The sequence below is a fragment of the Ramlibacter henchirensis genome, from assembly GCF_004682015.1.
In the GTDB taxonomy this organism is placed as follows: domain Bacteria; phylum Pseudomonadota; class Gammaproteobacteria; order Burkholderiales; family Burkholderiaceae_C; genus Ramlibacter; species Ramlibacter henchirensis.
The window spans coordinates 1072121-1095370 of the sequence record NZ_SMLM01000001.1; the positions used below are offsets into that span (position 1 = coordinate 1072121).

General features: G+C 69.1%; 20 protein-coding genes. 14 read left to right on the forward strand and 6 right to left on the reverse strand.

Features of this window, described 5'->3' with window-relative positions:
• Nucleotides 1-117 precede the first annotated feature (117 nt).
• Together hisC and EZ313_RS05315 are read left to right on the forward strand one after the other, a co-directional pair.
• Complete coding sequence (hisC, locus tag EZ313_RS05310; protein WP_135262154.1) at nt 118-1131, forward strand: histidinol-phosphate transaminase; 1014 nt, start codon at nt 118-120, stop codon at nt 1129-1131.
• Between the two features lie 22 nt (nt 1132-1153).
• The gene (locus EZ313_RS05315) at nt 1154-2110 is read left to right on the forward strand and encodes a Bug family tripartite tricarboxylate transporter substrate binding protein (RefSeq protein ID WP_135262155.1); all 957 of its coding nucleotides are present in this window, start codon (nt 1154-1156) and stop codon (nt 2108-2110) included.
• Here EZ313_RS05315 and EZ313_RS05320 read toward each other — a convergent pair.
• Nucleotides 2097-2909 (reverse strand): sensor histidine kinase, encoded by an 813-nt coding sequence (locus EZ313_RS05320; protein ID WP_167772512.1) that lies wholly within the window; start codon nt 2907-2909, stop codon nt 2097-2099. The genes EZ313_RS05315 and EZ313_RS05320 overlap by 14 nt on opposite strands.
• A gap of 164 nt (nt 2910-3073) precedes the next feature.
• On the opposite strand from EZ313_RS05320, the gene EZ313_RS05325 reads away from it, so the two are divergent.
• A complete protein-coding gene (locus EZ313_RS05325) occupies nt 3074-3793 on the forward strand; it encodes a Crp/Fnr family transcriptional regulator (protein WP_135262157.1) in 720 nt (239 codons plus the stop codon).
• A 5-nt stretch (nt 3794-3798) separates the two neighbouring features.
• On the opposite strand, the gene EZ313_RS05330 is transcribed toward EZ313_RS05325, so the two are convergent.
• The 3 genes from EZ313_RS05330 to EZ313_RS05340 form a co-directional block, all read right to left on the reverse strand.
• A complete protein-coding gene (locus tag EZ313_RS05330; protein WP_135262158.1) occupies nt 3799-4194 on the reverse strand; it encodes a cupin domain-containing protein in 396 nt (131 codons plus the stop codon).
• Nucleotides 4195-4199: 5 nt separating this feature from the next.
• Nucleotides 4200-4451, reverse strand: a complete 252-nt coding sequence (locus EZ313_RS05335; RefSeq protein ID WP_135262159.1) for a hypothetical protein — start codon at nt 4449-4451, stop codon at nt 4200-4202.
• Between the two features lie 112 nt (nt 4452-4563).
• A complete protein-coding gene (locus EZ313_RS05340; RefSeq protein ID WP_205960333.1) occupies nt 4564-6147 on the reverse strand; it encodes a sensor histidine kinase in 1584 nt (527 codons plus the stop codon).
• A 186-nt stretch (nt 6148-6333) separates the two neighbouring features.
• Between EZ313_RS05340 and EZ313_RS05345 the strand changes: the two genes are divergently transcribed.
• The 10 genes from EZ313_RS05345 (at nt 6334) to EZ313_RS05385 (ending at nt 20313) form a co-directional block, all read left to right on the forward strand.
• On the forward strand, nt 6334-8145 hold the full coding sequence (locus tag EZ313_RS05345) for an NADH-ubiquinone oxidoreductase-F iron-sulfur binding region domain-containing protein (protein ID WP_205960334.1): 1812 nt from the start codon (nt 6334-6336) through the stop codon (nt 8143-8145).
• Nucleotides 8132-10987 (forward strand): formate dehydrogenase subunit alpha, encoded by a 2856-nt coding sequence (gene fdhF, locus EZ313_RS05350; RefSeq protein WP_167772513.1) that lies wholly within the window; start codon nt 8132-8134, stop codon nt 10985-10987. The genes EZ313_RS05345 and fdhF overlap by 14 nt, the downstream gene beginning before the upstream one ends.
• 172 nt (nt 10988-11159) lie before the next feature.
• The gene (locus EZ313_RS05355) at nt 11160-12347 is read left to right on the forward strand and encodes a DUF4382 domain-containing protein (protein WP_167772514.1); all 1188 of its coding nucleotides are present in this window, start codon (nt 11160-11162) and stop codon (nt 12345-12347) included.
• A 113-nt stretch (nt 12348-12460) separates the two neighbouring features.
• The gene (locus EZ313_RS05360) at nt 12461-13435 is read left to right on the forward strand and encodes an NAD(P)H-dependent flavin oxidoreductase (RefSeq protein ID WP_135262162.1); all 975 of its coding nucleotides are present in this window, start codon (nt 12461-12463) and stop codon (nt 13433-13435) included.
• A 156-nt stretch (nt 13436-13591) separates the two neighbouring features.
• Nucleotides 13592-14230, forward strand: a complete 639-nt coding sequence (locus EZ313_RS05365) for a GspH/FimT family pseudopilin (RefSeq protein ID WP_276606943.1) — start codon at nt 13592-13594, stop codon at nt 14228-14230.
• Nucleotides 14230-14787 (forward strand): type IV pilus modification protein PilV, encoded by a 558-nt coding sequence (pilV, locus tag EZ313_RS05370; protein ID WP_135262164.1) that lies wholly within the window; start codon nt 14230-14232, stop codon nt 14785-14787. The genes EZ313_RS05365 and pilV overlap by 1 nt, the downstream gene beginning before the upstream one ends.
• Entirely contained in the window at nt 14784-15755 is a 972-nt protein-coding gene (locus tag EZ313_RS05375) for a PilW family protein (RefSeq protein WP_205960336.1), read from the forward strand. Before pilV ends, EZ313_RS05375 begins: the two co-directional genes overlap by 4 nt.
• Before the next feature lie 102 nt (nt 15756-15857).
• The gene (locus tag EZ313_RS23210) at nt 15858-16391 is read left to right on the forward strand and encodes a pilus assembly PilX family protein (protein ID WP_205960337.1); all 534 of its coding nucleotides are present in this window, start codon (nt 15858-15860) and stop codon (nt 16389-16391) included.
• Between the two features lie 11 nt (nt 16392-16402).
• Complete coding sequence (locus tag EZ313_RS05380) at nt 16403-19822, forward strand: pilus assembly protein (RefSeq protein ID WP_167772516.1); 3420 nt, start codon at nt 16403-16405, stop codon at nt 19820-19822.
• 5 nt (nt 19823-19827) lie between these two features.
• Complete coding sequence (locus EZ313_RS05385; protein WP_135262166.1) at nt 19828-20313, forward strand: type IV pilin protein; 486 nt, start codon at nt 19828-19830, stop codon at nt 20311-20313.
• 9 nt (nt 20314-20322) lie between these two features.
• Here the strand turns inward: EZ313_RS05385 and EZ313_RS05390 are convergent, their stop codons facing one another.
• The gene (locus EZ313_RS05390; RefSeq protein WP_135262167.1) at nt 20323-20982 is read right to left on the reverse strand and encodes an NUDIX hydrolase; all 660 of its coding nucleotides are present in this window, start codon (nt 20980-20982) and stop codon (nt 20323-20325) included.
• Nucleotides 20983-21219: 237 nt separating this feature from the next.
• A complete protein-coding gene (locus tag EZ313_RS05395; protein ID WP_135262168.1) occupies nt 21220-21888 on the reverse strand; it encodes a glutathione S-transferase family protein in 669 nt (222 codons plus the stop codon).
• Between the two features lie 74 nt (nt 21889-21962).
• Here EZ313_RS05395 and EZ313_RS05400 point away from each other — a divergent pair, with 74 nt between their 5' ends.
• Nucleotides 21963-23144, forward strand: a complete 1182-nt coding sequence (locus EZ313_RS05400; protein ID WP_135262169.1) for an acetyl-CoA C-acetyltransferase — start codon at nt 21963-21965, stop codon at nt 23142-23144.
• Nucleotides 23145-23250: the final 106 nt, after the last annotated feature.

Below are 23250 nucleotides of genomic sequence, written 5' to 3' on the forward strand. Positions count from 1 at the left end.
GTAGGCAGCGGCCCGCCGAGCCGCAATGGGGCGCGCCCTGCGAACGAAAGCTCGCGGCCGGCAGGGTCGGCCCCGATGGCTCGGCGGGTGGGCCGCCGCTAATATTGAATGTATTAAATGATTGCCGCTTCCACCCTCCAGCTCGCCTCGAACGAAAACCCGCTGGGCATGCCGCCCGCGGCGCGCCGGGCCGCCGCGGAGGCACTCGACACGTCGGACCGCTACCCGGATGCGGCCGGCACGCAGCTGCGCGCGGCGCTGGCGCAGAAGCTCGGCGTCCCCGCCGAGTGGATCGTGCTGGGCAGCGGCTCGAGCGAGATCCTCACGCTGGCCGCGCTCGCCTTCGTCCAGCCGGGCGAGGGCGTCGTGTCCTCTCAGTACGGCTTCCTGGTCTATGCGCAGGCGGCGCGGCTCGCCCATGGGCGGCACGACATCGTCGCCGCGAAGGATTTCGGGCACGACCTGCCGGCCATGCTGAAGGCCATCGATGAACGGACCCGGCTCGTGTTCGTGGCCAATCCGAACAACCCGACCGGCAGCTTCCTGCGCGGCGGCGAACTGCTGCCCTTCCTGGAGCAGGTGCCGGCGCACGCGGTCGTGCTGCTCGACGAGGCCTACACCGAGTACCTCACGCCCGGGCAGCGCTACGACAGCATGGGCTGGGCGCGGCGCTTTCCCAACCTGCTGGTGGCGCGCACCTTCTCCAAGGCGTTCGGCCTGGCGGGGTTGCGCGTGGGCTATGGCGTGGGCCAGCCCGCGCTGATGGCGCGTCTGAACGCCCTGCGACCCCGCTACAACATCACAACGCCTGCGCTGGCCGCCGCCGCCGCGGCGCTGGCCGACGAGGACTTCCAGGCGCGCAGCTTCGCCCTGAACCTGCAGGGACGCGAGCAGCTTGCGCGGGGCGCCGCGGAGCTGGGGCTGCGCAGCCTGCCGTCCGCGGGCAACTTCGTGATGCTCGAGGTGGGCGATGCGGCCGGCGTGCATTCGGCCTTGGCAGGGCAGGGCATCCTGGTCGCCACGCTCGAGGCCTATGGATTGCCGCGCTGGCTGCGCATCAGCGTCGGCCTGCCGGAGCAGAACACGCGGGTGCTGGAGGCGCTCGCTGCGCTCCCACCCGCGTCCACCTGAACAACCACCGAAGGAGACAAGCATGAAACGCCGCCAATTCGCCGCCCTCGCGGCCGCTTCGCTGGCCCTGCCCGCCGCCCTGCGCGCGCAGGCCGGCACGATGAAGATCCTGGTCGGCTTTCCGCCGGGCGGCTCGGCCGACACCATCGCCCGGGTGCTCGCGGAGAAGCTGCGCGCCTCGCTCAGCCAGAACGTGATCGTGGAGAACCGGCCCGGCGCCGCCGGCCGCCTGGTGCTGGGCGAGATCAAGCGAGCCGCACCCGATGGCCAGACGCTGGTGCTGTCCCCCAGCGGCGCGATGGTGATCGCGCCCTGGCTCTACAACAACCTCGGCTACGACCCGCTGAAGGACTTCACGCCGGTCTCGAGGCTCACCGTCTTCGACTTCGCGATCACCGCCGGCCCGGCCGCGCCACCCGGAGACCTGAAGACCGTGCTGGCCTGGATGAAGGCCAACCCCAGCCGCGCCAACTACGCGACGTCCGGCGCCGGCACGGTTCCTCACTTCGCCGGCCAGCTGCTGTCGCAGGCCACGGGTGTGCCGATGACGCACGTGCCGTACAAGGGCGGCGCACCGGCGGCGCAGGACCTGATCGGCGGGCAGGTGCCGCTGATGGTGGACACGGCTTCCGAGACGCTGGAGCACCACAAGGCCGGCAAGGTGCGCATCCTGGCCGTCACCGGCGAGCAGCGCACCCGCGCGTTGCCCGACGTGCCCACCCTCAAGGAAGCCGGCATCAACATGACGGCCGACGCGTACTTCGGCCTGTACGGGCCGCCGGGAATGTCGAGCGACGTGGTGCAACGCATCGACCGCGCGGTGTCCGACGCTCTACGGGCGCCCGACATCCAGGAAAAGATCTATTCGTACGGACTGGTGCCCAGCCACGCGCCTGGCGCGGCACTGGCATCCATGCAGGCCGCGCACCTGAAGCGCTGGGAAGCGCCGATCAAGGCCTCCGGCTTCAAGGCCGAGTGATCTGGATCGCCGCCGGGCACACCGGCGGCGCTTCCGGCAGCAGCGGCACGCGCACCACGAAGGCGGCGCCCAGGTTGGGGCCGGCGCTCTCCGCGTGGATGGTGCCGCCGTGCAGTTCCACCAGGCGGCGCACGACGGCCAAGCCGATGCCCAGGCCCGGGCGCGTCCGCGTCCGGCGGAAGATGCCGAAGATGCTCTCCAGCTCCGAAGGCGCGATACCGCAGCCGTTGTCGGCGACGCGCAGCTCGGCGCTGCGGCCGTCCGGGTCGACCTTCAGGACGATCTCCACGAATCCGCCGGCCGGGGTGAACTTGGAAGCGTTGTGCAGAAGATTCGTGACGATCTGCGCCCAGCGCACGGCGTCGCCGCGCACCTGGGCGGGCGTCGGGTCCAGCCGCAAGGTGAGCTGCTGGTGGCGGGCCTGGAACATCGGGCCGCAGGCTGCGGCGGTTTCCTCGACCATCTGCTGAAGCACCAGGACGGTGCGTTCCAGGACAAGCTGGTCGTTGACGATGCGACCGATGTCGAGTAGGTCATCGACGAGATGGCAGAGATGCCGCACCTGGCGGCGCGCCACCGGGAGCGCGCGGCCGACCAGCTCCGGGTCGCGCTGGCCTTGCTCCAGCAGCTCGAGCGCGGAATCCAGCGGAGCCATCATGTTCCGCAGCTCATGGGCGACCGTGGCGATGAACTGGTCCTTGCGCTGGCTTTCCCGGGCCGCCCGCGAAAGGTGGCCGCGTTGCAGCGGGGCCGGGGCCGGGTTGCGCTGCGTTTCGGTCGGAGTCTCGTCCGAATGCATGTGTCTCTCCGGAGGTAATGGCACGTAGGATGAGACTGACTTGGCAGTCCCGTCGGTGCGTACAAACACCAAGGTCATACCGCATTTGTATGTGGTTGTAAGTGTTGCACTTGATTCCTGCAGCCAAAAGGCTACTCTTCGACTCCCACCCCCGGGAGGCCGACATGCAAGAACAAACGGCGATACCGTCCAGCTGCGATTACTCCGGCAATCGCCTGCTGGCGAAACTTCCCCGGGAAGTGCATCACCGCCTGAGCGAGGAGTCCGAACGCGTCCTTCTTCCAGCGGGCGGTCTGCTGGCGACCGCCGGGCAGCCGGTGCGCACGGTTTATTTCCCCATCGACAGCGTGATGAGCCTGGTCCACACCGACGTGGACGGCACCACGATCCAAGTCGGCATGGTCGGCCCCGAAGGCATGCTGGGGATCGGCGCCTGCCTGAACGGCATGCACGGCGCGGGCGCGCTGGTGCTGGCCGCCGGCCAGGCGTACAAGCTGAGCGCCCGCCTGGTGCGCGACCTCTTCAATGCCGACGCCACGCTGCGGGACGTGCTGCTCGTCTACGCCAGCGTGCTCCTGGGGCAGGCCTGGCAGATCGCGATCTGCAACCGCCACCATCCGCCCGAGCGCCAGCTCTGCACGCTGCTCCTGCTGGTGCTGGACCGCAGCCCGCGGGCCGAGCTGGCGATGACGCACGACCTGATCGCCCGCCTCATCGGCGTGCGCCGCGAAACCGTGAGCCAGGCCGCGATGCGGATCCAGGAAAGGGGCTACGTGCGCTACTCGCGCGGGCACATCCGCGTTCTGGACCGCGGGGGCCTGGAGCGGCAGGCCTGCGGCTGCTACCTGCGCCAGCGCGTGCTGCTGAGCAACTTCGGCCGCTGAAGCGTTCAGCCCTTGGCCAGGCGCTCGCCCGAGAGCGTGCGCGCACCCGCGCCGCCTCCGTGGCCCGCATCTCCGTTTTGCAGAAGGAGCGTCACCAGCACGGCGCAGTCGGTGCGCGCGCGAAGCGAGTGCTTCTGCCCGGGCGGCAGCACGACCAGCTGCCCGGCGCGCAAGCGGCGGGTGCCGGCCGGCGTGACCACTTCGACATCGCCCTCCAGGCAATGGATCGTGCACTCCTCGCTGACGTGGTGCTCCGGCTGGTCCTGCTGGGCGCGCAGGACCATGTGCAGCAGCTGGATGCGACCGGTCTTGATCAGGCTGGTGCTCACCGCCTGCGGGAGCGCCTCGCCGAGCGGGGAGACGTTGATGACGTCGAAGAGTTGCGCGTGGGGGAGGGCCATGGGCGTCAGTCGGTTCTCGGGGGCCAGATGCTAAGGCGGACGCGCTGCTCCGGGTCGCGGATGCTGACCACCAGGCCGAGTTCGCTCAGCTCCAGCGCCAGCGTGCGACCGGCGCGGTAGCTGGCCAGCGGCAGCTCGCGCGAATCCTGCCCTCCCGGTTCGCGGGCGACCAGCTTCCAGAGCGCGCGCGACGGTTGGGCCTTGTGCACCGCGTCCGCGATGTCCTGCACGCGCTCGAGGACTTCGAGGGTTTCCATGCGCGCAACCCTAAGCGGGCCGCGCCCCGCGCGGTGTAGGCACCTTCCGATGGGAGCGCGTCGGGCATCGCCTGCAATTCGGCCGTGGTCGGCGCGAGCGCGGGCCGATGCCTCAGGAAGCCTGCAGGTCCACGTCGAGGCGTCCGAGGGGCGGCCCTGCCGCCTCGGGCAAGGTGAAATGGATCGTCGCGCCGGCGCCCGGCTGCGCGTCCGCCCACACCCGTCCGCCGTGCCGCTGCACGATCTTGCGCACCAGCGCCAGGCCGATGCCGGTGCCCTCGAACTCGCCGGCCCCGTGCAGGCGGCGGAACGCGCCGAACAGGTTGGCCGCATGGGCCATGTCGAATCCGACGCCCCGGTCGCGAACGAAGAAAGCCCGGTAACCGTCCTGCACGCCCGAGCTGCCGACCTCGATGTTCACCACGTCGCGCGTGCGCGAGAACTTCCACGCGTTGCCGACCAGGTTGGCCAGGAGCTGCTGCAGCAGGCGCCGGTCGCCGCGCACGCGCAGGCGGGGCTGGATGGCCGCGACGATGGCGCGCTGGGGCTCCTGTTCCTGCAAGGGGGCGAGCGCATTGGCCGCGAGCTCGCCGATGTCCACCTCGGCCGGCTCGACGTCGACACCGGTCAGGCGGGCCAGCGAGAGCAGCGCGTCCGTCATGTCGCTCATCTGCGCCACGTTGCCGATGATGCGGCGCAGGTAGTGCGCGCTGCGACCCTCCAGCGCCGGCAGCGATTCCTGCAGCACGCGCGCGAAGCCCGCCATCGCGGTCATCGGCGCGCGAAGGTCGTGCGCGATCGAATAGGCGAAGGCTTCGAGCTCGGCGTTGGCCGATTCCAGCTGGGCCGTGCGTTCGCGCACCCGGTCCTCCAGCGTCTGGTTCAGCGCATTGAGTTCCGCCTCGATGCGCTTGGCGAACGTGACGTCCAGGATCAGCCCTTCGACGAAGCGCAGCGTCCCGTCGGCGTCGAACACGCCGCAGCCCTGTTCCCACACCCACTTCTCGCGGCCGTCGCGGCAGCGGATGCGGTAGGTCACATTGAAACGCTGGTGCTGCCGCACCGACTGCTGCACCTGGTCCCACACGCGCTGCGCATCGCCGGGATGAACGAGGTCGCCGAAAGCCGGACGGCCCGCGACAAGGTCGGCGGCGCGGTAGCCGGTGAGCTCCAGCGCGCGGTCGCTCGCGAACTGCAAGGGCCAGCGGGGCGCATTCGAGCATCGGTAGGCCATGCCCGGCAGGTTGTCCATCAGGCTGGCCAGCTCGCGGCGGCTCTCCAGCAACTGCTCCTGTGCGCGCTTGGCCGGCGTGATGTCCTGCAGCGCGCCCTGCATGCGCACCACCGTGCCCATGCCGTTCCATTCGGGCTCGCCGATGATCCGCACCCAGGTGCGCGCGCCGGCGGGATGCCGCACCTGCGCCTCGACGTCGAAGGGCGTGCCCGCGCGGGCGCAGTCGAGGAAAGCGCCCAGCAGGTTGCGGCGGTGCTCGGGCGCGAAGCAGGCGCGCGCCTGGGCGGGTGTCGGGTCGCGTCCCGGCCGCAGGCCAAGGATGGCGCTGGATTCGCGCGAGCAGTGGATCCGGCCCGCGCCGAAGTCCCAGGACCAGGCGCCCAGCCGTCCCATGTCGGCGGCGCGCCGCACCAGCAGGTTCGTATCGTCGACGTGGGATCGGCGAGTCTGGTCGAGCGGCAAGGGCGCCCATCCGGACCGCGGCAGCGGCGAGCTGGAAGACATGGAGCCGGAGTATCGCGTGTGCCCGGCCGTGCCGCGGCGCCGGATGCGGGAGCCGCGCTCGCCGGGTGAATGGCTGTTGCGCCCCGTGGCCTTCGATGTGCAATACGGCAGGGGTGGCTTCGTCTGCGGCGACAATCCGGGTCGATGAATTCCATTCCGACCCGACCGGACCCGCCGGCGGTCCCGCTGGCCACCGAAGAACAGTTGCGCCACCGGCTGCGCCGCCACGGCAAGCTCAAGGGGCGCCAGCCCGACGACGACCCGTTGCGCGAGGTGCGTGACTGCATCGGCGCCCGTCCGCCCGAAGGCTACCCCCGCGACCTGCTGATCGAGCACCTGCACCTCCTGAACGACCGCTACGGCGCCTTGCGCGAGCCGCACCTCGTGGCGCTGTCGCGCGAGATGAACATCCCGATGGCCGAGGTGTACGAGGTCGCGACCTTCTATCACCACTTCGAGGTGGTGCCGCCGGACGCGGCCGTGCCGGCGCTCACCGTCCGCGTCTGCGACGGGCTGCCCTGCGAAATGGCTGGAGCAAAGGACTTGCTGGACCGGTTGCCGGCGCTGCTCGGCAAGGACGTGCGCGTCATTTCAGCCCCGTGCATCGGCCGCTGCGAACAGGCGCCGGCGGTGGCCGTTCACCAGGCGGCGGTGCCTGCGGCCACGCCGGAGAAGGTCGCTGCTGCGGTGCGCAGCGGCAGTGGAGTCGTCGCGCGCGCCGGCACGGAAGTCGCGGAGTTCAATCCCGCAGCCTTCGCGCAGCGCAGCGTGTCGCCGCCGCGCGAGCAGGTACGCGCCGTGCCCCCCTGCACGGACTACGACGCCTACCGCGCCGGCGGCGGCTATTCGTTGGCCGCCGGATTGGCGGCGGGTCGTGTCGATCCGGAAGCCGTGCTCAAGGCGATGGAGGATTCGGGCCTGCGCGGCCTGGGCGGGGCGGGCTTTCCAGCCGGGCGCAAGTGGCGCATCGTGCGCGAGCAGGCGGCGCCGCGCCTCTTCGCGGTCAACATCGACGAAGGCGAGCCCGGCACCTTCAAGGACCGCACCTACCTCGAGCGCGATCCGCACCGCTTCCTGGAAGGCATGCTGATCGCGGCCCAGGTGGTGGGCACCGAGGCCGTCTACATCTACCTGCGCGACGAGTACCACGATGCCCGTGCGCTGCTCGAGCGGGAGCTGGCGCGCCTGGCGGCCGATCCGCCGTGCCCGCTGCCACGCATCGAGCTGCGCCGCGGCGCGGGCGCGTACATCTGCGGCGAAGAGTCCGCGATGATCGAAAGCATAGAGGGCAAGCGCGGCGAGCCGCGCATGCGCCCGCCCTACATCGCGCAAGTCGGCCTGTTCGGGCGGCCCACGCTGGAGCACAACTTCGAGACGCTCTACTGGGTGCGCGACATCGTCGAGCGCGGGCCGCAGTGGTTCTCCTCGTTCGGGCGGCATGGCCGCACCGGGCTGCGCTCGTTCAGCGTCAGCGGGCGCGTGAAGGAGCCCGGCGTGAAGCTGGCGCCGGCGGGCATCACGTTGCGCGAGCTGGTCGACGAGTACTGCGGCGGCATGCAGGAGGACCACGAACTCTATGCCTACCTGCCCGGCGGCGCTTCGGGCGGGATCCTGCCCGCGTCGCTCGCCGACGTGCCGCTGGATTTCGACACGCTGCAGCCGCACGGCTGCTTCATCGGTTCGGCCGCGGTCATCGTGCTGGGTCACCGCGACCGCGCGCGCGATGCGGCGCTGAACGTGATGCGCTTCTTCGAACACGAGAGCTGCGGCCAGTGCACGCCCTGCCGCGTCGGCACCGCCAAGGCCGCGGCGCTCATGGAAGCGCCGGCCTGGGACGGCGAGACGCTGGAAGACCTTGCGCAGGTGATGGCCGATGCTTCGATCTGCGGTCTTGGCCAGGCCGCGCCCAACCCGATCCGCTGCGTCCAGAAGTACTTCCCGCATGAAATCTCCTGACTTGCCCCTGGTGGAGTTCACGCTCGACGGCGTGAAGGTACAGGCCCTGCAGGGCGAGACCATCCTGCAGGCCGCCCGCCGCGTCGGCGTCGACATTCCGCACCTCTGCTACCAGGACGGTCTGCGGCCTGACGGCAATTGCCGCGCATGCGTCGTGGAGGTCGGCGGCGAACGCGTCCTCGCGCCGAGTTGCTGCCGCGCCGTCACACCCGGCATGGAAGTGCAGGCCGCGAGCGAACGGGCGCGAAAGAGCCAGCGCATGGTCGTGGAGATGCTGCTGGCCGATCTGCCGGAGCGCGGCTACAAGTGGAACGACGCGAAGGGGCTCACCGGCCAGCATGGCGAGTTGACCTCATGGGCCCAGCGCCTGGCCGTCGCTGCGCGACCCGAACTCGTGGCGTTGCGCCGCGAGCAGCCGCTGCCCGACCTGTCGCACCCGGCGATGGCCGTCAACCTCGACGCCTGCATCCAGTGCAAGCGCTGCGTGCGCGCCTGCCGCGAGGAACAGGTCAACGACGTGATCGGCTATGCCGGTCGCGGCCTGGCGAGCACGGTCGTGTTCGACCTCGACGACCCGATGGGCGACAGCACCTGTGTGGCGTGCGGCGAATGCGTGCAGGCGTGCCCGACCGGCGCGCTCATGCCCAAGACCATGGTGGGCTCGCAGGTGGTGGATCGCAAGGTCGATTCGGTCTGCCCGTTCTGTGGTGTGGGGTGCCTCGTCACCTACAACGTCCGCGACGAGAAGATCGTCAGTGTCGACGGACGAGACGGCCCGGCCAACCACGGTCGCCTGTGCGTCAAGGGCCGCTTCGGCTTCGACTACGTCCACCACGACCAGCGCCTCACGCGGCCGCTCGTCCGCAAGCCCGGCGTGCCCAAGGACCCGGCGCAAACGCCCGATCCTGCGAACTGGCGCGAAGTGTTCCGTGAAGCGACCTGGGACGAAGCACTGGAACTGGCGGCCGGCGGCCTGAAGCGGCTGCGCGACACCCACGGGAACAAGGCGCTGGCGGGCTTCGGATCGGCCAAGGGCAGCAACGAGGAGGCGTACCTGTTCCAGAAGCTGGTGCGTACCGGCTTCGGCAGCAACAACGTCGACCACTGCACGCGTTTGTGCCACGCGTCGAGCGTCGCCGCGCTGCTGGAAGGCGTGGGCTCGGGCGCGGTGAGCAACCAGGTCAACGATGTAGGACAGGCCGAACTGATCCTGGTGATCGGCTCCAACCCCACGGGCAACCATCCCGTCGCGGCGACCTGGATGAAGAACGCGGCCAAGCGCGGCACGAAGATCGTGCTGGCCGACCCGCGCGTGACAGATCTCGGCCGCCACGCCTGGCGCGTGATGCAGTTCAAGCCGGACACCGACGTGGCGGTGCTCAATGCGTTGATCCACACCATCATCGAAGAGGGCCTGGCGGACGAAGCCTTCGTGCGCGAGCGGGCGAGCAACTTCGAGGCGCTGCGCGACAACGTGCGCGGCTACAGCCCCGAGGCGATGGCGCCCATCTGCGGCGTGCCGGCGCCGCTCTTGCGCGAGGTCGCCCGCGAGTTCGCGAAAGCCAAGGCCGCCATGATCCTGTGGGGCATGGGCGTGAGCCAGCACGTGCACGGCACGGACAACGCGCGCTGCCTCATCGCGCTGGCCAGCGTCAGCGGCCAGATCGGCAAGCCCGGCAGCGGCCTGCATCCGCTGCGCGGGCAGAACAACGTGCAAGGCGCCAGCGATGCCGGCCTGATCCCGATGATGCTGCCGAACTACCAGCGCGTGGACGACGCGCGTGTGCGGGCCTGGTTCGAGGACTTCTGGGGCACGCCGCTGGACGACAAGCCCGGCTACACCGTCGTGGAGATCATGGACAAGGTCCTCGCCGAAGAGGCCGACCCGCACAAGATCCGCGGCATGTACGTGATGGGCGAGAACCCGGCGATGAGCGACCCCGACCTGCACCACGCTCGCGAGGCGCTCGCGAGCCTGCAGCACCTGGTCGTGCAGGACATCTTCATGACCGAGACTGCCTGGCTCGCCGACGTGGTGCTGCCCGCCTCGGCCTGGCCCGAGAAGACCGGCACCGTGAGCAACACCGACCGCATGGTGCAGCTGGGCCGCCGCGCGCTCGACCCGCCGGGCGACGCGAAGCCGGACCTGTGGATCATCCAGCAGATCGCGCAGCGAATGGACCTCGACTGGCGCTACGAAGGCGAGGAGAGCGGCGTGGCCGCGGTGTACGAGGAGATGCGGCAGGCCATGCACGCGGTCATCGCCGGCATTTCCTGGGAGCGGCTCGAGCGCGAATCCAGCGTCACCTACCCGTGCCTGAGCGAGGATGATCCCGGGCAGCCGATCGTCTTCACCGACAGCTTCCCGACGCCAGATGGCCGCGTGAAGCTGGTGCCCGCCGACATCATCCCGGCGGCCGAACGGCCGGATGCCGAGTTCCCGTTCGTCCTGATCACCGGCCGCCAGCTGGAACACTGGCACACCGGCAGCATGACGCGGCGCGCCGCGGTGCTGGATGCAATCGAGCCGATGGCAACCGCGTCCATGAACGGCGAGGATCTGCGCGCGCTGGGGCTCGCGCCCGGCGACGTCGTCACCGTCCGATCGCGCCGTGGCGAGGTCGCGCTGCACGTGCGGCGGGACGACGGCACGCCGGGGGGAGCGGTGTTCATTCCTTTCGCTTACTACGAAGCGGCGGCCAACCTGATGACGAATCCGGCACTTGACCCGTTCGGCAAGATTCCGGAGTTCAAGTACTGCGCGGTGCAGGTGCTGCCGGGTGGAAAGCCGCGCCCGCCTGCTGGCTACGGGACGGGTGCCGCTCCGGTTCCGGCAGCTTGAACGTGTTTCCGGCGCACAACAGGGCGCTGGGACTTGTCGAATCGAACATGCCCGCTTCGTGAAAGACAGCACGCTGCGGGCCGGTTCGGCCGCTTTTGTTACGAGCCTGAACAGTTCGAAGGCCGCCCACGGCTGAGCATCGCGTCTCCTGAAAACAAGGAGGACGATGCGAATGAAGAACTGGAATCCGCTCACCAGGGCCGCGACCGTCGCGGCAAGCTTGCTGCTGGCCGCCTGCGGCGGCGGTGGTGGTGGCGATGCGCCGCAGGGTACGCTGCGCATGGCGCTCACGGACGCGCCGAGCTGCGGATATGACCATGTCTACGTCACCGTCGAGCGGGTGCGAGTGCACCAGAGCGACGGCGCGGGCGAAGGCGAGGGCGGCTGGCGGGAGATCGTCCTGTCGCAGCCCAAGCGCCTCGACCTGCTGGAGCTCACGAACGGCGTGCTCGAGGAGCTGGGCCAGACCTCGCTGCCGGCCGGCACGTACAACCAGGTGCGCCTGGTGCTCGCCGAGAACCGCGGCAACACGCCGCTTGCCAACGCCGTCCAACTCACCGGCGCCTCCTCGGCGGTGCCCCTGCGCACGCCGAGCGCGCAGCAAAGCGGACTGAAGCTCAAGACCAAGTTCGAAGTGGCCGCCGACGGCTTGGCCGATCTGGTGCTGGACTTCGACGCCTGCCGATCGATCGTCAAGGCCGGCACGTCCGGTGACTACAACCTCAAGCCCGTCCTGCGCGTGGCCGAGCGCAAGTACGCCGGCATCCAGGGCTACGTGTCGACCACGCTCGCGATGAGCGGGACGCGCGTGTCGGCCCAGCAGAACGGCGTCGTGCTGCGCTCCACGGTGCCGGATGCCACCGGCAAGTTCGTGCTGCCATTCCTGCCGGCCGGCAACTACGACGTGGTCATCGCTTCGGAAGGCCGCAGCACCGCCGTCGTCAGCAGCGTGCCCGTGACGGCCACGACGACGCTGGTCAATGGAACGGCCACGGCGATCCTGCCGCCGGTCGCCACGACCCTGCGCGACGTGACCGGCACCGCCTCGGTGGGCAGCGGCACGACCACGCTCGTGATCGACGCGGAAGTCCGTGCGACACAGGCGCTGGCGGGCGGCCCGACCATCGAAGTAGGCGTCACGCCGGTGGACGCGGTGAGCGCCACCTACACGCTGCGCCTGCCTGCGGCGGCGCCGGTCAAGGCGGCTTACGCCGCCACCGGTGCGCTCAGCTTCGCAGCGGACAACGCGGTGGCCGGCCGCTACCGCTTGCTGGCGACGGCGCCGAACCGGACGGAAGTCGGCCGGGACGCGGATGTGTCGACTGCGAACCAGGTGGTCGACTTCAGCTTCGCCCCGTAACGCGCCCTCAAGGCTTGAAAAAAAGCGCCGCCGCGCAGGTGACAAGCCTGCGCGGCGGCGCTTTGCTACATTGGGCCGCGGCATCGCCTGTGATCGCCGCCGAAGGAGTGCAGATGAAGACGAGGATCACCGAGCTGTTCGGCATCCGCTACCCGATCATCCAGGGCGGCATGCATTACGTGGGCTTCGCCGAACTGGCGGCGGCCGTGTCGAACGCGGGCGGACTGGGCATCATCACCGGCCTGACGCAGCGCACGCCCGAGGACCTGGCGCGCGAGATCGCGCGTTGCAAGGCCATGACGGACAAGCCCTTCGGCGTGAACCTCACCTTCCTGCCGGCGCTGAAGGCACCGGACTATCCCGGCTACGTCAAAGCCATCGTCGACGGCGGCGTCAAGATCGTGGAGACGGCCGGCAACAACCCGCAGAAGTGGCTGCCGCAGCTCAAGGAAGCCGGCATCAAGGTCATCCACAAGTGCACCTCGGTGCGCCACGCGCTCAAGGCCGAATCGATCGGCTGCGACGCGGTGAGCGTCGATGGCTTCGAATGCGGGGGCCACCCGGGCGAGGACGACGTGCCCAACTTCATCCTGCTGCCGCGCGCGGCCGAGGAGCTGAAGGTTCCCTTCGTCGCTTCCGGCGGAATGGCGGATGGCCGATCTCTGGTCGCGGCGCTGGCCCTGGGTGCCGACGGCATGAACATGGGCACGCGCTTCATCGCGACCCGGGAAGCGCCGGTGCACCAGAACGTGAAGGACGCCATCGTGGCCGCGACGGAGCTGGATACGCGTCTGGTGATGCGGCCGCTGCGAAATACCGAGCGGGTGCTGAAGAACGCGGCCACCGACCGCTTGCTGGAAAAAGAGAAGAACCTCGGCTCCGCGGTCACCTTCAACGACATCATCGAGGAGGTGGCGGGCGTCTATCCGAAGATCATGCTGCAGGGAGACATGGACGCCGGCGTCTGGTCGTGCGGCATGGTGGCGGGGCTGGTGCGCGACGTGCCGACCTGCGCGGAACTGATCGAGCGGATCATGAGCGAGGCGCGGGCGATCGTGACGAAGCGGCTGACCGGCATGGTCGTCTGACCCATTGCCCGCGCGGGTCGAGTCCGCGCTGGCCCGGGCGCTCACCGCTGATTGCGCCTATCCAACCTGCCACTGAAGTGGGCTGAGAGACGGCCCTCAGAACGCAGTGACTTTGGTCGTTCTACGCGAAGAACGGAGCAAAAGACACTGCAATTGATGAGGAAGCGCAGCACTCGAACGGGCGGACTCCTTTCGGCGCTTGCCAATGCGCCGGACAGCAGGTATGCGCGCCCGCTTCGCCAGCCGGCCCGCGGATTCACGATGGTGGAACTGCTCGTGGTGCTGGTCCTGCTGGCGATCATCATCAGCCTGGCCGCACCATCATTCGCCCGCCTGAGCAGCGCCGCGGCGATCTCAAGCGGCGTCAACCAGTTCATGGCGGACATGCGGTTCGCGCGCAGCGAAGGCATCCGCCGGGGCGGCGGCGTGGTCCTGTGCCGCAGCGACGACCCCGAATCTCCCGCTACGGCCTGTGCCGGGGGCGCGCCGGCGGATTGGGTCACTGGATGGATCGTGTTCCACGACCTCGATGGAGACGGCGCGCGCGACGCGGACGAACAGGTACTGCGCGTGCAGGCCCGACCGGCCGGTATCGACAGCATCGCTGCCGACGGCACGCCGACGGTCTTCCGCTTCGCCGCGACCGGGCGCCTGCTCGTCCCGGGTTCGTTCTCCAGCCTGCGCTTCGGCAGCGCCAACCTTCCCGCTGACATCCGGCGGATCGTGTGCGTGGCGCCCGGCGGACGCGCGCGGATCGCCGGCGATGGCGGCGCGTCCTGCGGACCGGGGGACTGATGGACAGTCGCGACCCGAGCAAGCGCCAGCAGACCGGTGCGACGCTGATCGAAGTGCTGGTCTCGCTGCTGGTGCTGGCGTTCGGCATGCTCAGCCTGAGTAGCCTGATGGCCTTCGCCGTCCAGATGCCCAAGCTGTCCGGCTACCGCGCCACGGCCGCCATCCTGGCGTCCGGCCACGTCGAGAAGATCCGCGCCAACCGGCAGGGCTTCGCCGGTGGTCACTACGCCACCACTTCCAGCTACGACGGCAGCTTCAACGAAATCAGCGCGGTGCCGTGCGAGTTCCCGAATTGCACGGTGGACTCGCTGGCGCTGATGGACGATGCCGCGACCAAGCGGGCGGTGCGGCAGGCCTTGCCCGCGGGCGGCGTGATGACGGTCTGCGATCCCATGCCCTGCAACGGGAATTCGATGGGCAGCCTGTGGATCATGTGGCAGGAGCCGGACACGCGTTCGCTCCTCGATCCGGCATCCAGCGACAACTGCCCGGGGTCGGTGATCTCGAACTACACCAACCCTAGGCCGCGCTGCATCTATCTGAGGTTCACGCCGTGATCTCGCACGTGCGGTCCTCCGCCCGCCGTGCTTCGCTGGGGCTGACCTTGCTGGAACTGCTGGTGGCCTTGTCCCTGGGCGTGCTCATCGTGGCAGCCACCATCGCCGCCTACCTGGGCATGTCGGAGGCAGCGCGAATGACCGAGGCGCAGGCGCGGATGGACGAAGACGGCCGCGCCGCGCTCGCGGTCATCAGTGCCAACCTGCGCATGGCCGGCAACAACCCGGATCGGCCCTGGCGTGTTCAGCCGTCAAAACGCAACCCGGTGTATGGCCCCTCGTCCTACGCCGTCCGGGGATGCGACCGCAAGTTCGACAACGTCGGCACTGCCGCCACGGCGCAGGACCTGGTCTGCGACGCGGGCGGCGTGGCTGCGCCGGACTCGATCGCCGTGACCTACGAGGCCGACCGCTTCAACACGGTGGCGCTGCCGCCCGGCGGGGCACCGACGGATTGCCTGGGAAAACCTCTGGATGTGATCAACGCGGACCTGCCCGTGGTGGTACCACCGGGGCCGAACGCCACGACGCAAACCGTCACCTTCCACGTGGCGGAAAACCGCTTCTACATCGACTCTCCCGGCCCGGATGCCGCCCCAAGCCTCTACTGCAAGGGCAACGGCGCATCGAGCACGCCCGGTCCGCTGGTCGAGAATGTGGAAGACCTTCACCTGACGTTCGGCACCGTCCCGGCGGCGGCGCCGATGGATACCGCCAACATCGCGGGCTATCTCAACGCGTCGGGCGTCGTCAATCACACCGCCCTTGACCCATTGGACGAAGCCGCGCGCTGGGGCAGGGTGGCCGCGGTACGCGTCTGTGTCGTGGTCCGCAGCGACAGGCCGGTGGTTGGCGGCGAGGGCTCCGCCCGTTTTCTCAAGTGCGACGGCAGCGTGGAGAACAGTCCGCCGGATGCCCGCCTGCGGCGCACCTACTCCACCACCGTGGTCCTCCGCAACCGGCGCTGATCGTCGCCAGCCATTCCCATGCAAACCAGAGCAGAGCGCCAACCCGCGACAGGCCGCCGGCCCCCGGCTGGAACAGCCCTCCATCGCGCCCCCCAGCGCGGCGTGGTGCTGATCGTTGCCATCGTCATGCTGGCGATCGTCTCCATCCTCGCGGCCTACAGCACGAGGAACGCCGCTTCCGCAGAAGCCGTTTCCAATAACGTCCGCCTGACCGAACTCGCCACCCAAGCCGCGGACCTGGCATTGCGTCACTGCGAAGCCTCGCTGGCCGAGGTCATGGCCCAGTTGGCGGGGTCGACCACGAACTACCCAACCACCTTGACCGTAGACAGCATCCTTCCCGACGACAGCCCCATCTGGCAGACGCCGACGGAGTGGGACAAGCCGGATTCGCTCGCGTTCGTCGTGCCGCTCGATCGCGTGAACCAGGCGGGCCTGGCCGCCACCTACCGGCGCCCCCCGGAATGCATGGTCGTGCCCCTTCCGACGCGGCTTCCCAGCGGTGCAATGTCTTCGACGAAGGTATTTGTCGTCACGGCCCGTGGGTTCGGCCCCGACGTTCCCGCCGCCGACGTCGACCGCAGCCGGCCCGACGGGAGCGAGGTTTGGCTGCAATCGCATATCGAACTTCAGTAGGAGGACGAACCATGGACTGGAAGTGGAGAGTGCGCGTGCTCCTGGCTGGCGTGCTGGCCGGCGCGACGCCTTGGGCCGTCTCCCAGATCGCGCAGGAGCCGCTGCTCAACCGGCTCAATTCGGTGGCTCCAAACCTGATGCTCGTCCTGGACACCTCGGGCTCGATGGATATCGCTTCGATCTACGAATACGGCAATCCAAGCAGCACGGGGCCGACAGGACCCGGAAGTACCTACGGCGCAACTTCTCCGGACGTCAACAAGCTGTACTACGACCCGCGGGTGCGCTACTACCCGCGCGTCGCGTACGACGGCACGCCATTGGCGGAGGACATCCCGGGCACGGGCTCGACGCACAACAGGTGGGACGTCTATTTCCGCATCAATCCCGGACAGCCGTACAGCGCCGGCGGCGACACCCTCGCCAACTACTACAACCCCTATCAGCCGCATCTGGTGGCGCCCGCCAGCGTGGTGCCGGGCAGCACCGCGGCCTATCCTCCCAACATCGACATTCGCATCATGCCGTCGACGGTGCGCCTGCCGAAATTCGTGAACCGGACCGATTGCGTCACGCATGCGGATGCGTGCACCCCGCACGAGGAACGCGCCAACTACATGAGGTGGAGGAAGTGGTACCAGGACCGCGCGAAGATGGCCGAAACGGCGCTCGGTCTTGCCTTGCAGCCGGTGGTGGGGGACTCCATCCGGTTGGGCTGGGCCACGATCTGGCAGCTTTACAACGACGGCACGCTTTCCGCCGGCGTCTCCAGCTTCGGCAACGGGTCGGGCGGCGGCAAGGATCGCTTTCTGAACTGGCTGTACAGCCGAACCTACTCGGACGGGACGCCGAACAAGTGGGCGGTTGCGAGAGCCGGGAACTACTACCGCCGCGCGGACAGCGACGGCCCTTGGGCGACGACGCCGAATCCCGCTTCACTCACCGTCGCAAGCCCGCCAGGCGGTGCGACCGGCCCGGGCGCGCTGGAGCCGCCGGCGAGCCACGCCAGCTGCCGCCGCTCCTTCACCTTGCTGGTCACCGATGGGTACTGGAACATCGGCGGGCCGACCAATTTCCAGAACTTCGACGACACCGCGATCAGCATCCCTGCGGAGGTCGGACCGCCGTACACGCAGGCCCCGGTTGCTCCTTACAGGGATTCGCACTCCAACACGCTCGCCGACATCGCGATGTACTACTGGGGAACCGACCTGCGGCCGGACCTGCCGAACCGGGTGCCGACGGTGCAGACGGCCGCCGGGCTGAATCCCTCGACCTGGCAGAACTCGTCGTTCTATGCCGTGACGCTCGGGCTGCTGGGCACGCTGCCAAGAACGGCGACCGTGACCTCGGAACTGTATTCCGGCGCCCGGAGCTGGCCAAACCCGGTCTCGAATACACCCACCACCATCGACGACACCTGGCACGCGACCATCAACGGCCGAGGGGAGCTGATCAACGCAAGGAACGCCCAGGAACTGACTGATGCGATCACGCGCATCCTTACGAGCGTGGCCGGCACGCCCCAGACGCAGTCCGGCGTGGCGGTGTCGGCGATCTTCCTGCGCAATGGAACTCGCAAGTACAAACCGGAGTACGTTCCGGGCCTCTGGACCGGCAGATTGTCCGCGGTAGAACTGGACGCCTCGACCGGCAACGAGCGGAATCCGCGCCTGGTTCATTGGGAAGTCGAACGCGGCACCGACGTCAACGGGGACCCGATCAGCACCATCCCCGCACACGACGCTCGCAACATCGCCACCTGGAGCGGCAGCTCCGGCATCTACTTCAATGCGGCTGCCACTGGTTTGACAGCGAGTCTGGTCGACTACATCCGCGGCGACTCGAGCCTTGAAATCCGCAAGGGCGGAACGATGCGCGACAGGACCGCGCGGCTGGGCGACATCGTCAATGCGAACCCGGTGTACGTGCGTGACAACGTGGACCTGCGCTACGACACCCTGGGGCTGGGCAACTACCGGGATTTCATCGCCACCAAAATGGCCCGGCCGGGCGTGCTGTTCGTCGGCGCGAACGACGGGATGCTGCACGCCTTCCGGGACAGTGATGGCGTGGAGACGTTCGCCTACGTGCCGAAGGCGGTGTGGCCGAATCTGCACAGGCTGGCGGAGCCCCGTCCTGCGTTCCGGCATCGCTACTTCGTCGATGGCCCGCAGACCGAGACCGACGCTTACCTGGGAGGCTACTGGCGCAACCTGCTCCTGGGCTCCACAGGCGCCGGCGCCAGGGCGGTCTATGCGTTGGACGTGACCGACTCCAACAACATGCAACCCGGCAACGTCCTGTGGGAGGTCAGCGATGCAACGCCCGGCTTCTCCAACCTCGGGCATGTCCTGAGCGACGTTCAGACGGGCGTCACCGTCAACGGACGCTGGATCGCGGTCTTCGGCAACGGATTCGGCAGCGCAAGCGGCAACGCAGGGTTCTTCGTCGTCGACCTTCACACCGGACAGCTGCTGAGGGAGCTCACTCCGCACACCGGCCCGGGAAACGGCATGGGTGGGGTGCGGCTGGTTTTCGACGGCAACCGCCGCGTCGTGGGCGGCTATGCGGGCGATCTCCTGGGCAACCTGTGGAAACTGGACCTGACCGGCGATCCCGCCGACTGGCGGGTCGGGCTCGGTGGCGTTCCGCTCTACACCGCGGGCAGCGGACAGCCGATCACCGCCCCGCCGACGGTGGTGCCGCACCCTGATCGGGGTCACGTGGTTGTCTTCGGGACCGGCAAGTTCTTCGAAACCGGCGACGCTGCGCCGCCTTACAACCCGCAGCGCCTGTACGGCATCTGGGACGCCCAGCCGTTCGGCGCGGCCAGCACGCCGCCGGGTGCGGCGCTCAGCGGAACCGGCCGCCTCGTCTTGCGCACGATCGCTACGACGAACATCGGGCAGGCGCAGTACTTCACCGTCTCCTCCGGCGCCGTGGCGTGGGGCGACGGCGCGGGGATCGGCCTTCGCGGCTGGTACCTGGACCTGCCCAACGCCGGCCAACGGGTGATCCATCCACTGGAGCCGCTGGCGGGCACCTTCCTGCTGGCCAGCACGATCTCGCCTGAAAGCGCGGCGCCGCCGGACGTCTGTGTCGCCACCGGCAGCGGTTCCGGCTGGGTCTACATCATCGACGGTGTCACCGGCTCGGGCCCGACGATCGCCACGCTGGACACGAACAACGACGGCCTGATCAACGACGCCGACGTGGTGGTGGGCGGCTACCGCGACGTGGTGGACGGCCGGCCCACGCCGATCACGCTGCAGGCGACGGCGAGCGGCACCCGGTTGTGCATCGAAACCGCGCAATCCGTCTGCACGCAGATCCGGCTGCAGTGCGGCCAGCTGGGCGCATCCTCGTGTCCGGTTCCCCCGGCCACCGGCATCAAGTCGCGCAGCTGGCGGCAACTCCACATGCGGTGACCGTCATGACACACAAGGTCGCCTTCCGCCTTCCGGGCCGCCGTCGCGGCTTCACCCTGATCGAAGCGCTCGTCGTGCTTGCGGTGATCGCGCTTCTGGCCGTGATCGCGCTGCCCAACTACACCGAGCACGTGGCGCGCTCGCGGCGGGCCGAGGCACGCACCCAGCTGTTGCAAGTCGCGCAGTTCATGCAGCGGTTCCACTCCGCCAATGACACTTACCAGCAGGACCGGGCGGGCAGCGCGGTCTACGGCCAGGTACCCGCCGCCTTGCGCCAGTCGCCTCCGGACGGCGCACCCATCTATACGCTCGAAATCCCACCTGGCGCGTTGTCGGCACGCACCTATGAAGTCCGCATGGTGCCGGTGTCCGGCGGCCCGATGGCGAACGACAAGTGCGGCGCATTCATCATCAACGCGCGCGGTGTGCGGGGCGTGGAGGTGGCGGGGGTCGCCGGCACAGTGGCCCTGCGCGACAGCTGCTGGAAGTAGCGCGCCGCCTCAGCGCCGCGCGAACACCGGCTGGTCGAAATGCGCCACCCGCGTCGCGCGCCCCGCGATGCACACCTCGCGAAACTGGTAGATCACCGCGGCCGTCGGAGCGGCGATCCACTGGCGGCCGACCGGCATGCGCAGGATCTGCCGGCCCGCTTCCTCTGAAGGTTCGAGCAGCGGCGCGTCCTCGCGCATGAACTCGCGCACGCGGATGCGATGGATGCTCGCGACCTCGGCCGGATTCGGCGTCAGTTCCGCGGCCGTGCCCGCCCACACCACCACCGGTGTGATGACGAACCCCGAGCGCGTGACGTAGTCGTCGAGCCGGCCCAGCACCTCGGCGGGCTCCAGCCGAAGGCCGACCTCCTCGTGCAGTTCGCGCAAGGCCGCGTCCTCGGGTGATTCGCCGTCATCGATGCGACCGCCGGGCAGCGCCCACTGGCCCGAGTGGCGGTTCATGTTCGCGGCGCGCCGCGTGAGCAGCAGGGCGGCTTCGCGGCTCCACCGCGTCGGGGCGGAAAGGCCGTCGATCACCGCGCCCAGGCCTTCCTCGACCAGGGCCACCACCACCGCCGCCGCGTGGTGCGATGACGGCGGCGCGCGCCGCGCTTCGAAAGTGCGCAGACGGGTTCGCACCGTCTCCCGCAGGGAATCGTCCAACTGCATCTGGGTTGATTTTCCCCCAGCCCGCCGGCTCGATGAGGCTGGAGGCAGCCCAGCGGTGCGCGCTTGCCACAATCGAAGCGGATGCGGCGGCGTGGAAAGCAGACACGCACCGAAGCCGGCGGCGGCGCAGCCTCCCCGACAAGCGCAGGGCGAGACAAAGGGCCTGCGGGCGTCGCGCCGGATAAGGACGGCCTAACGATCGTTCGCCGGAGTAGCGCCCGGCCCGCATCCTTGCCGTCAGGCCGGCGTGCCTGTGGGGGGCAGCAGCGATACGCCCTGCTCGCCGGCGGCCTTCTCCTGCGCCCGCATCGCGCGCCGGAAGCCGTCGCGTTGCTGCAGCCGTTCCCAGTAGGCGCGCACGTTGGCAGGAAACTGCTCGGAAAGCCCGATCAGGCCGGCCAGCAGCAACGCATAGCCGACCGAAACATCCGCCACCGTGAAGCGCCCGGCCGCCAGGTACTCGCGCCCCTCCAGCCGCGCCTCCGGACCGCGCAGACGAGCCAGGAACCACTTGGCATAGTCCTGCGCCACCTGCGGCTGGCGGCGCTCCTCGGGCTCGAAGCGCGCATAGCGCAGCACCAGCGTCTGCGGAAAGGTGAGCGTGGCCTCGCCGAAATGCAGGTAGTTGAGCCACGCCCCGAAGTCCGGTTCGGCGGGGTCGACCTGCAGCGGCGTGGGCGCATGCCGAACGCACAGGTACTGGCAGATCGCGGCCGATTCGGTCATGCGCGTGTCGCCGTCGACCATCAGCGGGATCGTGCCGAGCGGGTTCTCTTGCAGGTAGCCCTTCGCGTGCACGCGCGGCGGGAAGGGAAGCATCCGCAGCTCGTACGGCGCAGCGAGTTCCTCCAGCGTCCACAAGGGCCGGAAGGAGCGGGCGCTGACGCAGTGGTGCAGGGTGATCATGGGCTGGGCCTCCGCGGCGAGCATAGCCGCACGACCCCCGGCAAAATCGCGCCATCGAACAACAGGAGAGCGCCATGCCCGAAGCCTTCATCGTCGCCGCTACCCGCACCGCCGGCGGCCGCCGCAACGGCCGCCTGTCCGGCTGGCATCCCGCCGACCTTGCGGCGGAGGTGCTCAATGCGCTCGTGGACCGCACCAGCGTCGACCCCGCCGCGGTGGAAGACGTGCTGATGGGCTGCGTGAGCCAGGTCGGCGAGCAATCGACCAACGTGGCGCGCAACGCGGTGCTCGCTTCGAAACTGCCCGAATCGGTGCCGGGCACGTCGATCGACCGGCAGTGCGGCTCCTCGCAGCAGGCCCTGCAGTTCGCCGCGCAAGCGGTGATGTCCGGCACGCAGGACCTGGTGATCGCCGCCGGCGTCGAAAGCATGACCCGTGTGCCGATGTTCACCTCCAGCGAGCTGCCGCGGAAGAACGGTCTGGGCTTCTACATGAGCCCCCGCGTGCAGCAGCGCTATCCCGGCGTGGAGTTCAGCCAGTTCACCGGTGCCGAGATGATCGCGCGCAAGTACGGGCTGAAGAAGGACCAGCTCGACGCCTACGCGCTGGAGAGCCACCGGCGCGCCAAGGCCGCCACCGAGGCCGGCAAGTTCGGGCCCGAGATCCTGCCCGTGCGTGCCTGGAAGCAGGGCGAAGCCGCGAGCGAGGAGATGCACACGGTCGACGAGGGCATCCGCTTCGACGCTTCCCTGGAAGCCATCGCGGGCGTCAAGCTGCTGCAGGCCGACGGCGTGATCACCGCCGCCAGCGCCAGCCAGCTCTGCGACGGCGCGGCCGGCGTCATGGTGGCCAGCGAGAAGGCGGTGAAGACCTTCAACCTCAAGCCGCTCGCGCGCATCCACCATCTCTCGGTGATGGGGCACGACCCCGTCGTGATGCTGGAAGCGCCGATCCCTGCCACCCAAGCCGCCCTGCGCAAGGCCGGGCTGAAGATCGGCGACATCGATGCCTTCGAGGTGAACGAAGCCTTCGCGCCCGTGCCTCTCGCGTGGCTGCAGGTGACCGGCGCGGATCCCGAGCGCCTGAACGTCAACGGCGGCGCCATCGCCCTCGGGCACCCGCTAGGTGCTTCGGGCGCCAAGCTGATGACGACGCTGCTCAACGTGCTGCAGCAGCGCAAGGGCCGCTGGGGCCTTCAGACCATGTGCGAAGGAGGGGGCATGGCGAACGTAACGATCGTGGAGGCGCTTCGGTAGTCGAACGGGGCTCAGCAGTGGCGGGCAGTCGGTAGGCCGATTCCGACGGCCGCATGCGATGCCCGCCTGCACAAGACGCCGTTTGCTAATGCTTTTTGGCGGCACC

Coding starts and splice junctions, on each gene's coding strand:
- hisC (WP_135262154.1), top strand. CDS start 118: ATGATTGCCGCTTCCACCCTCCAGCTCGCCTCGAACGAAAACCCGCTG.
- EZ313_RS05315 (WP_135262155.1), top strand. CDS start 1,154: ATGAAACGCCGCCAATTCGCCGCCCTCGCGGCCGCTTCGCTGGCCCTG.
- EZ313_RS05320 (WP_167772512.1), bottom strand. CDS start 2,909: ATGCATTCGGACGAGACTCCGACCGAAACGCAGCGCAACCCGGCCCCG.
- EZ313_RS05325 (WP_135262157.1), top strand. CDS start 3,074: ATGCAAGAACAAACGGCGATACCGTCCAGCTGCGATTACTCCGGCAAT.
- EZ313_RS05330 (WP_135262158.1), bottom strand. CDS start 4,194: ATGGCCCTCCCCCACGCGCAACTCTTCGACGTCATCAACGTCTCCCCG.
- EZ313_RS05335 (WP_135262159.1), bottom strand. CDS start 4,451: ATGGAAACCCTCGAAGTCCTCGAGCGCGTGCAGGACATCGCGGACGCG.
- EZ313_RS05345 (WP_205960334.1), top strand. CDS start 6,334: ATGAATTCCATTCCGACCCGACCGGACCCGCCGGCGGTCCCGCTGGCC.
- fdhF (WP_167772513.1), top strand. CDS start 8,132: ATGAAATCTCCTGACTTGCCCCTGGTGGAGTTCACGCTCGACGGCGTG.
- EZ313_RS05355 (WP_167772514.1), top strand. CDS start 11,160: ATGAAGAACTGGAATCCGCTCACCAGGGCCGCGACCGTCGCGGCAAGC.
- EZ313_RS05360 (WP_135262162.1), top strand. CDS start 12,461: ATGAAGACGAGGATCACCGAGCTGTTCGGCATCCGCTACCCGATCATC.
- EZ313_RS05365 (WP_276606943.1), top strand. CDS start 13,592: ATGAGGAAGCGCAGCACTCGAACGGGCGGACTCCTTTCGGCGCTTGCC.
- pilV (WP_135262164.1), top strand. CDS start 14,230: ATGGACAGTCGCGACCCGAGCAAGCGCCAGCAGACCGGTGCGACGCTG.
- EZ313_RS05380 (WP_167772516.1), top strand. CDS start 16,403: ATGGACTGGAAGTGGAGAGTGCGCGTGCTCCTGGCTGGCGTGCTGGCC.
- EZ313_RS05385 (WP_135262166.1), top strand. CDS start 19,828: ATGACACACAAGGTCGCCTTCCGCCTTCCGGGCCGCCGTCGCGGCTTC.
- EZ313_RS05390 (WP_135262167.1), bottom strand. CDS start 20,982: ATGCAGTTGGACGATTCCCTGCGGGAGACGGTGCGAACCCGTCTGCGC.
- EZ313_RS05395 (WP_135262168.1), bottom strand. CDS start 21,888: ATGATCACCCTGCACCACTGCGTCAGCGCCCGCTCCTTCCGGCCCTTG.
- EZ313_RS05400 (WP_135262169.1), top strand. CDS start 21,963: ATGCCCGAAGCCTTCATCGTCGCCGCTACCCGCACCGCCGGCGGCCGC.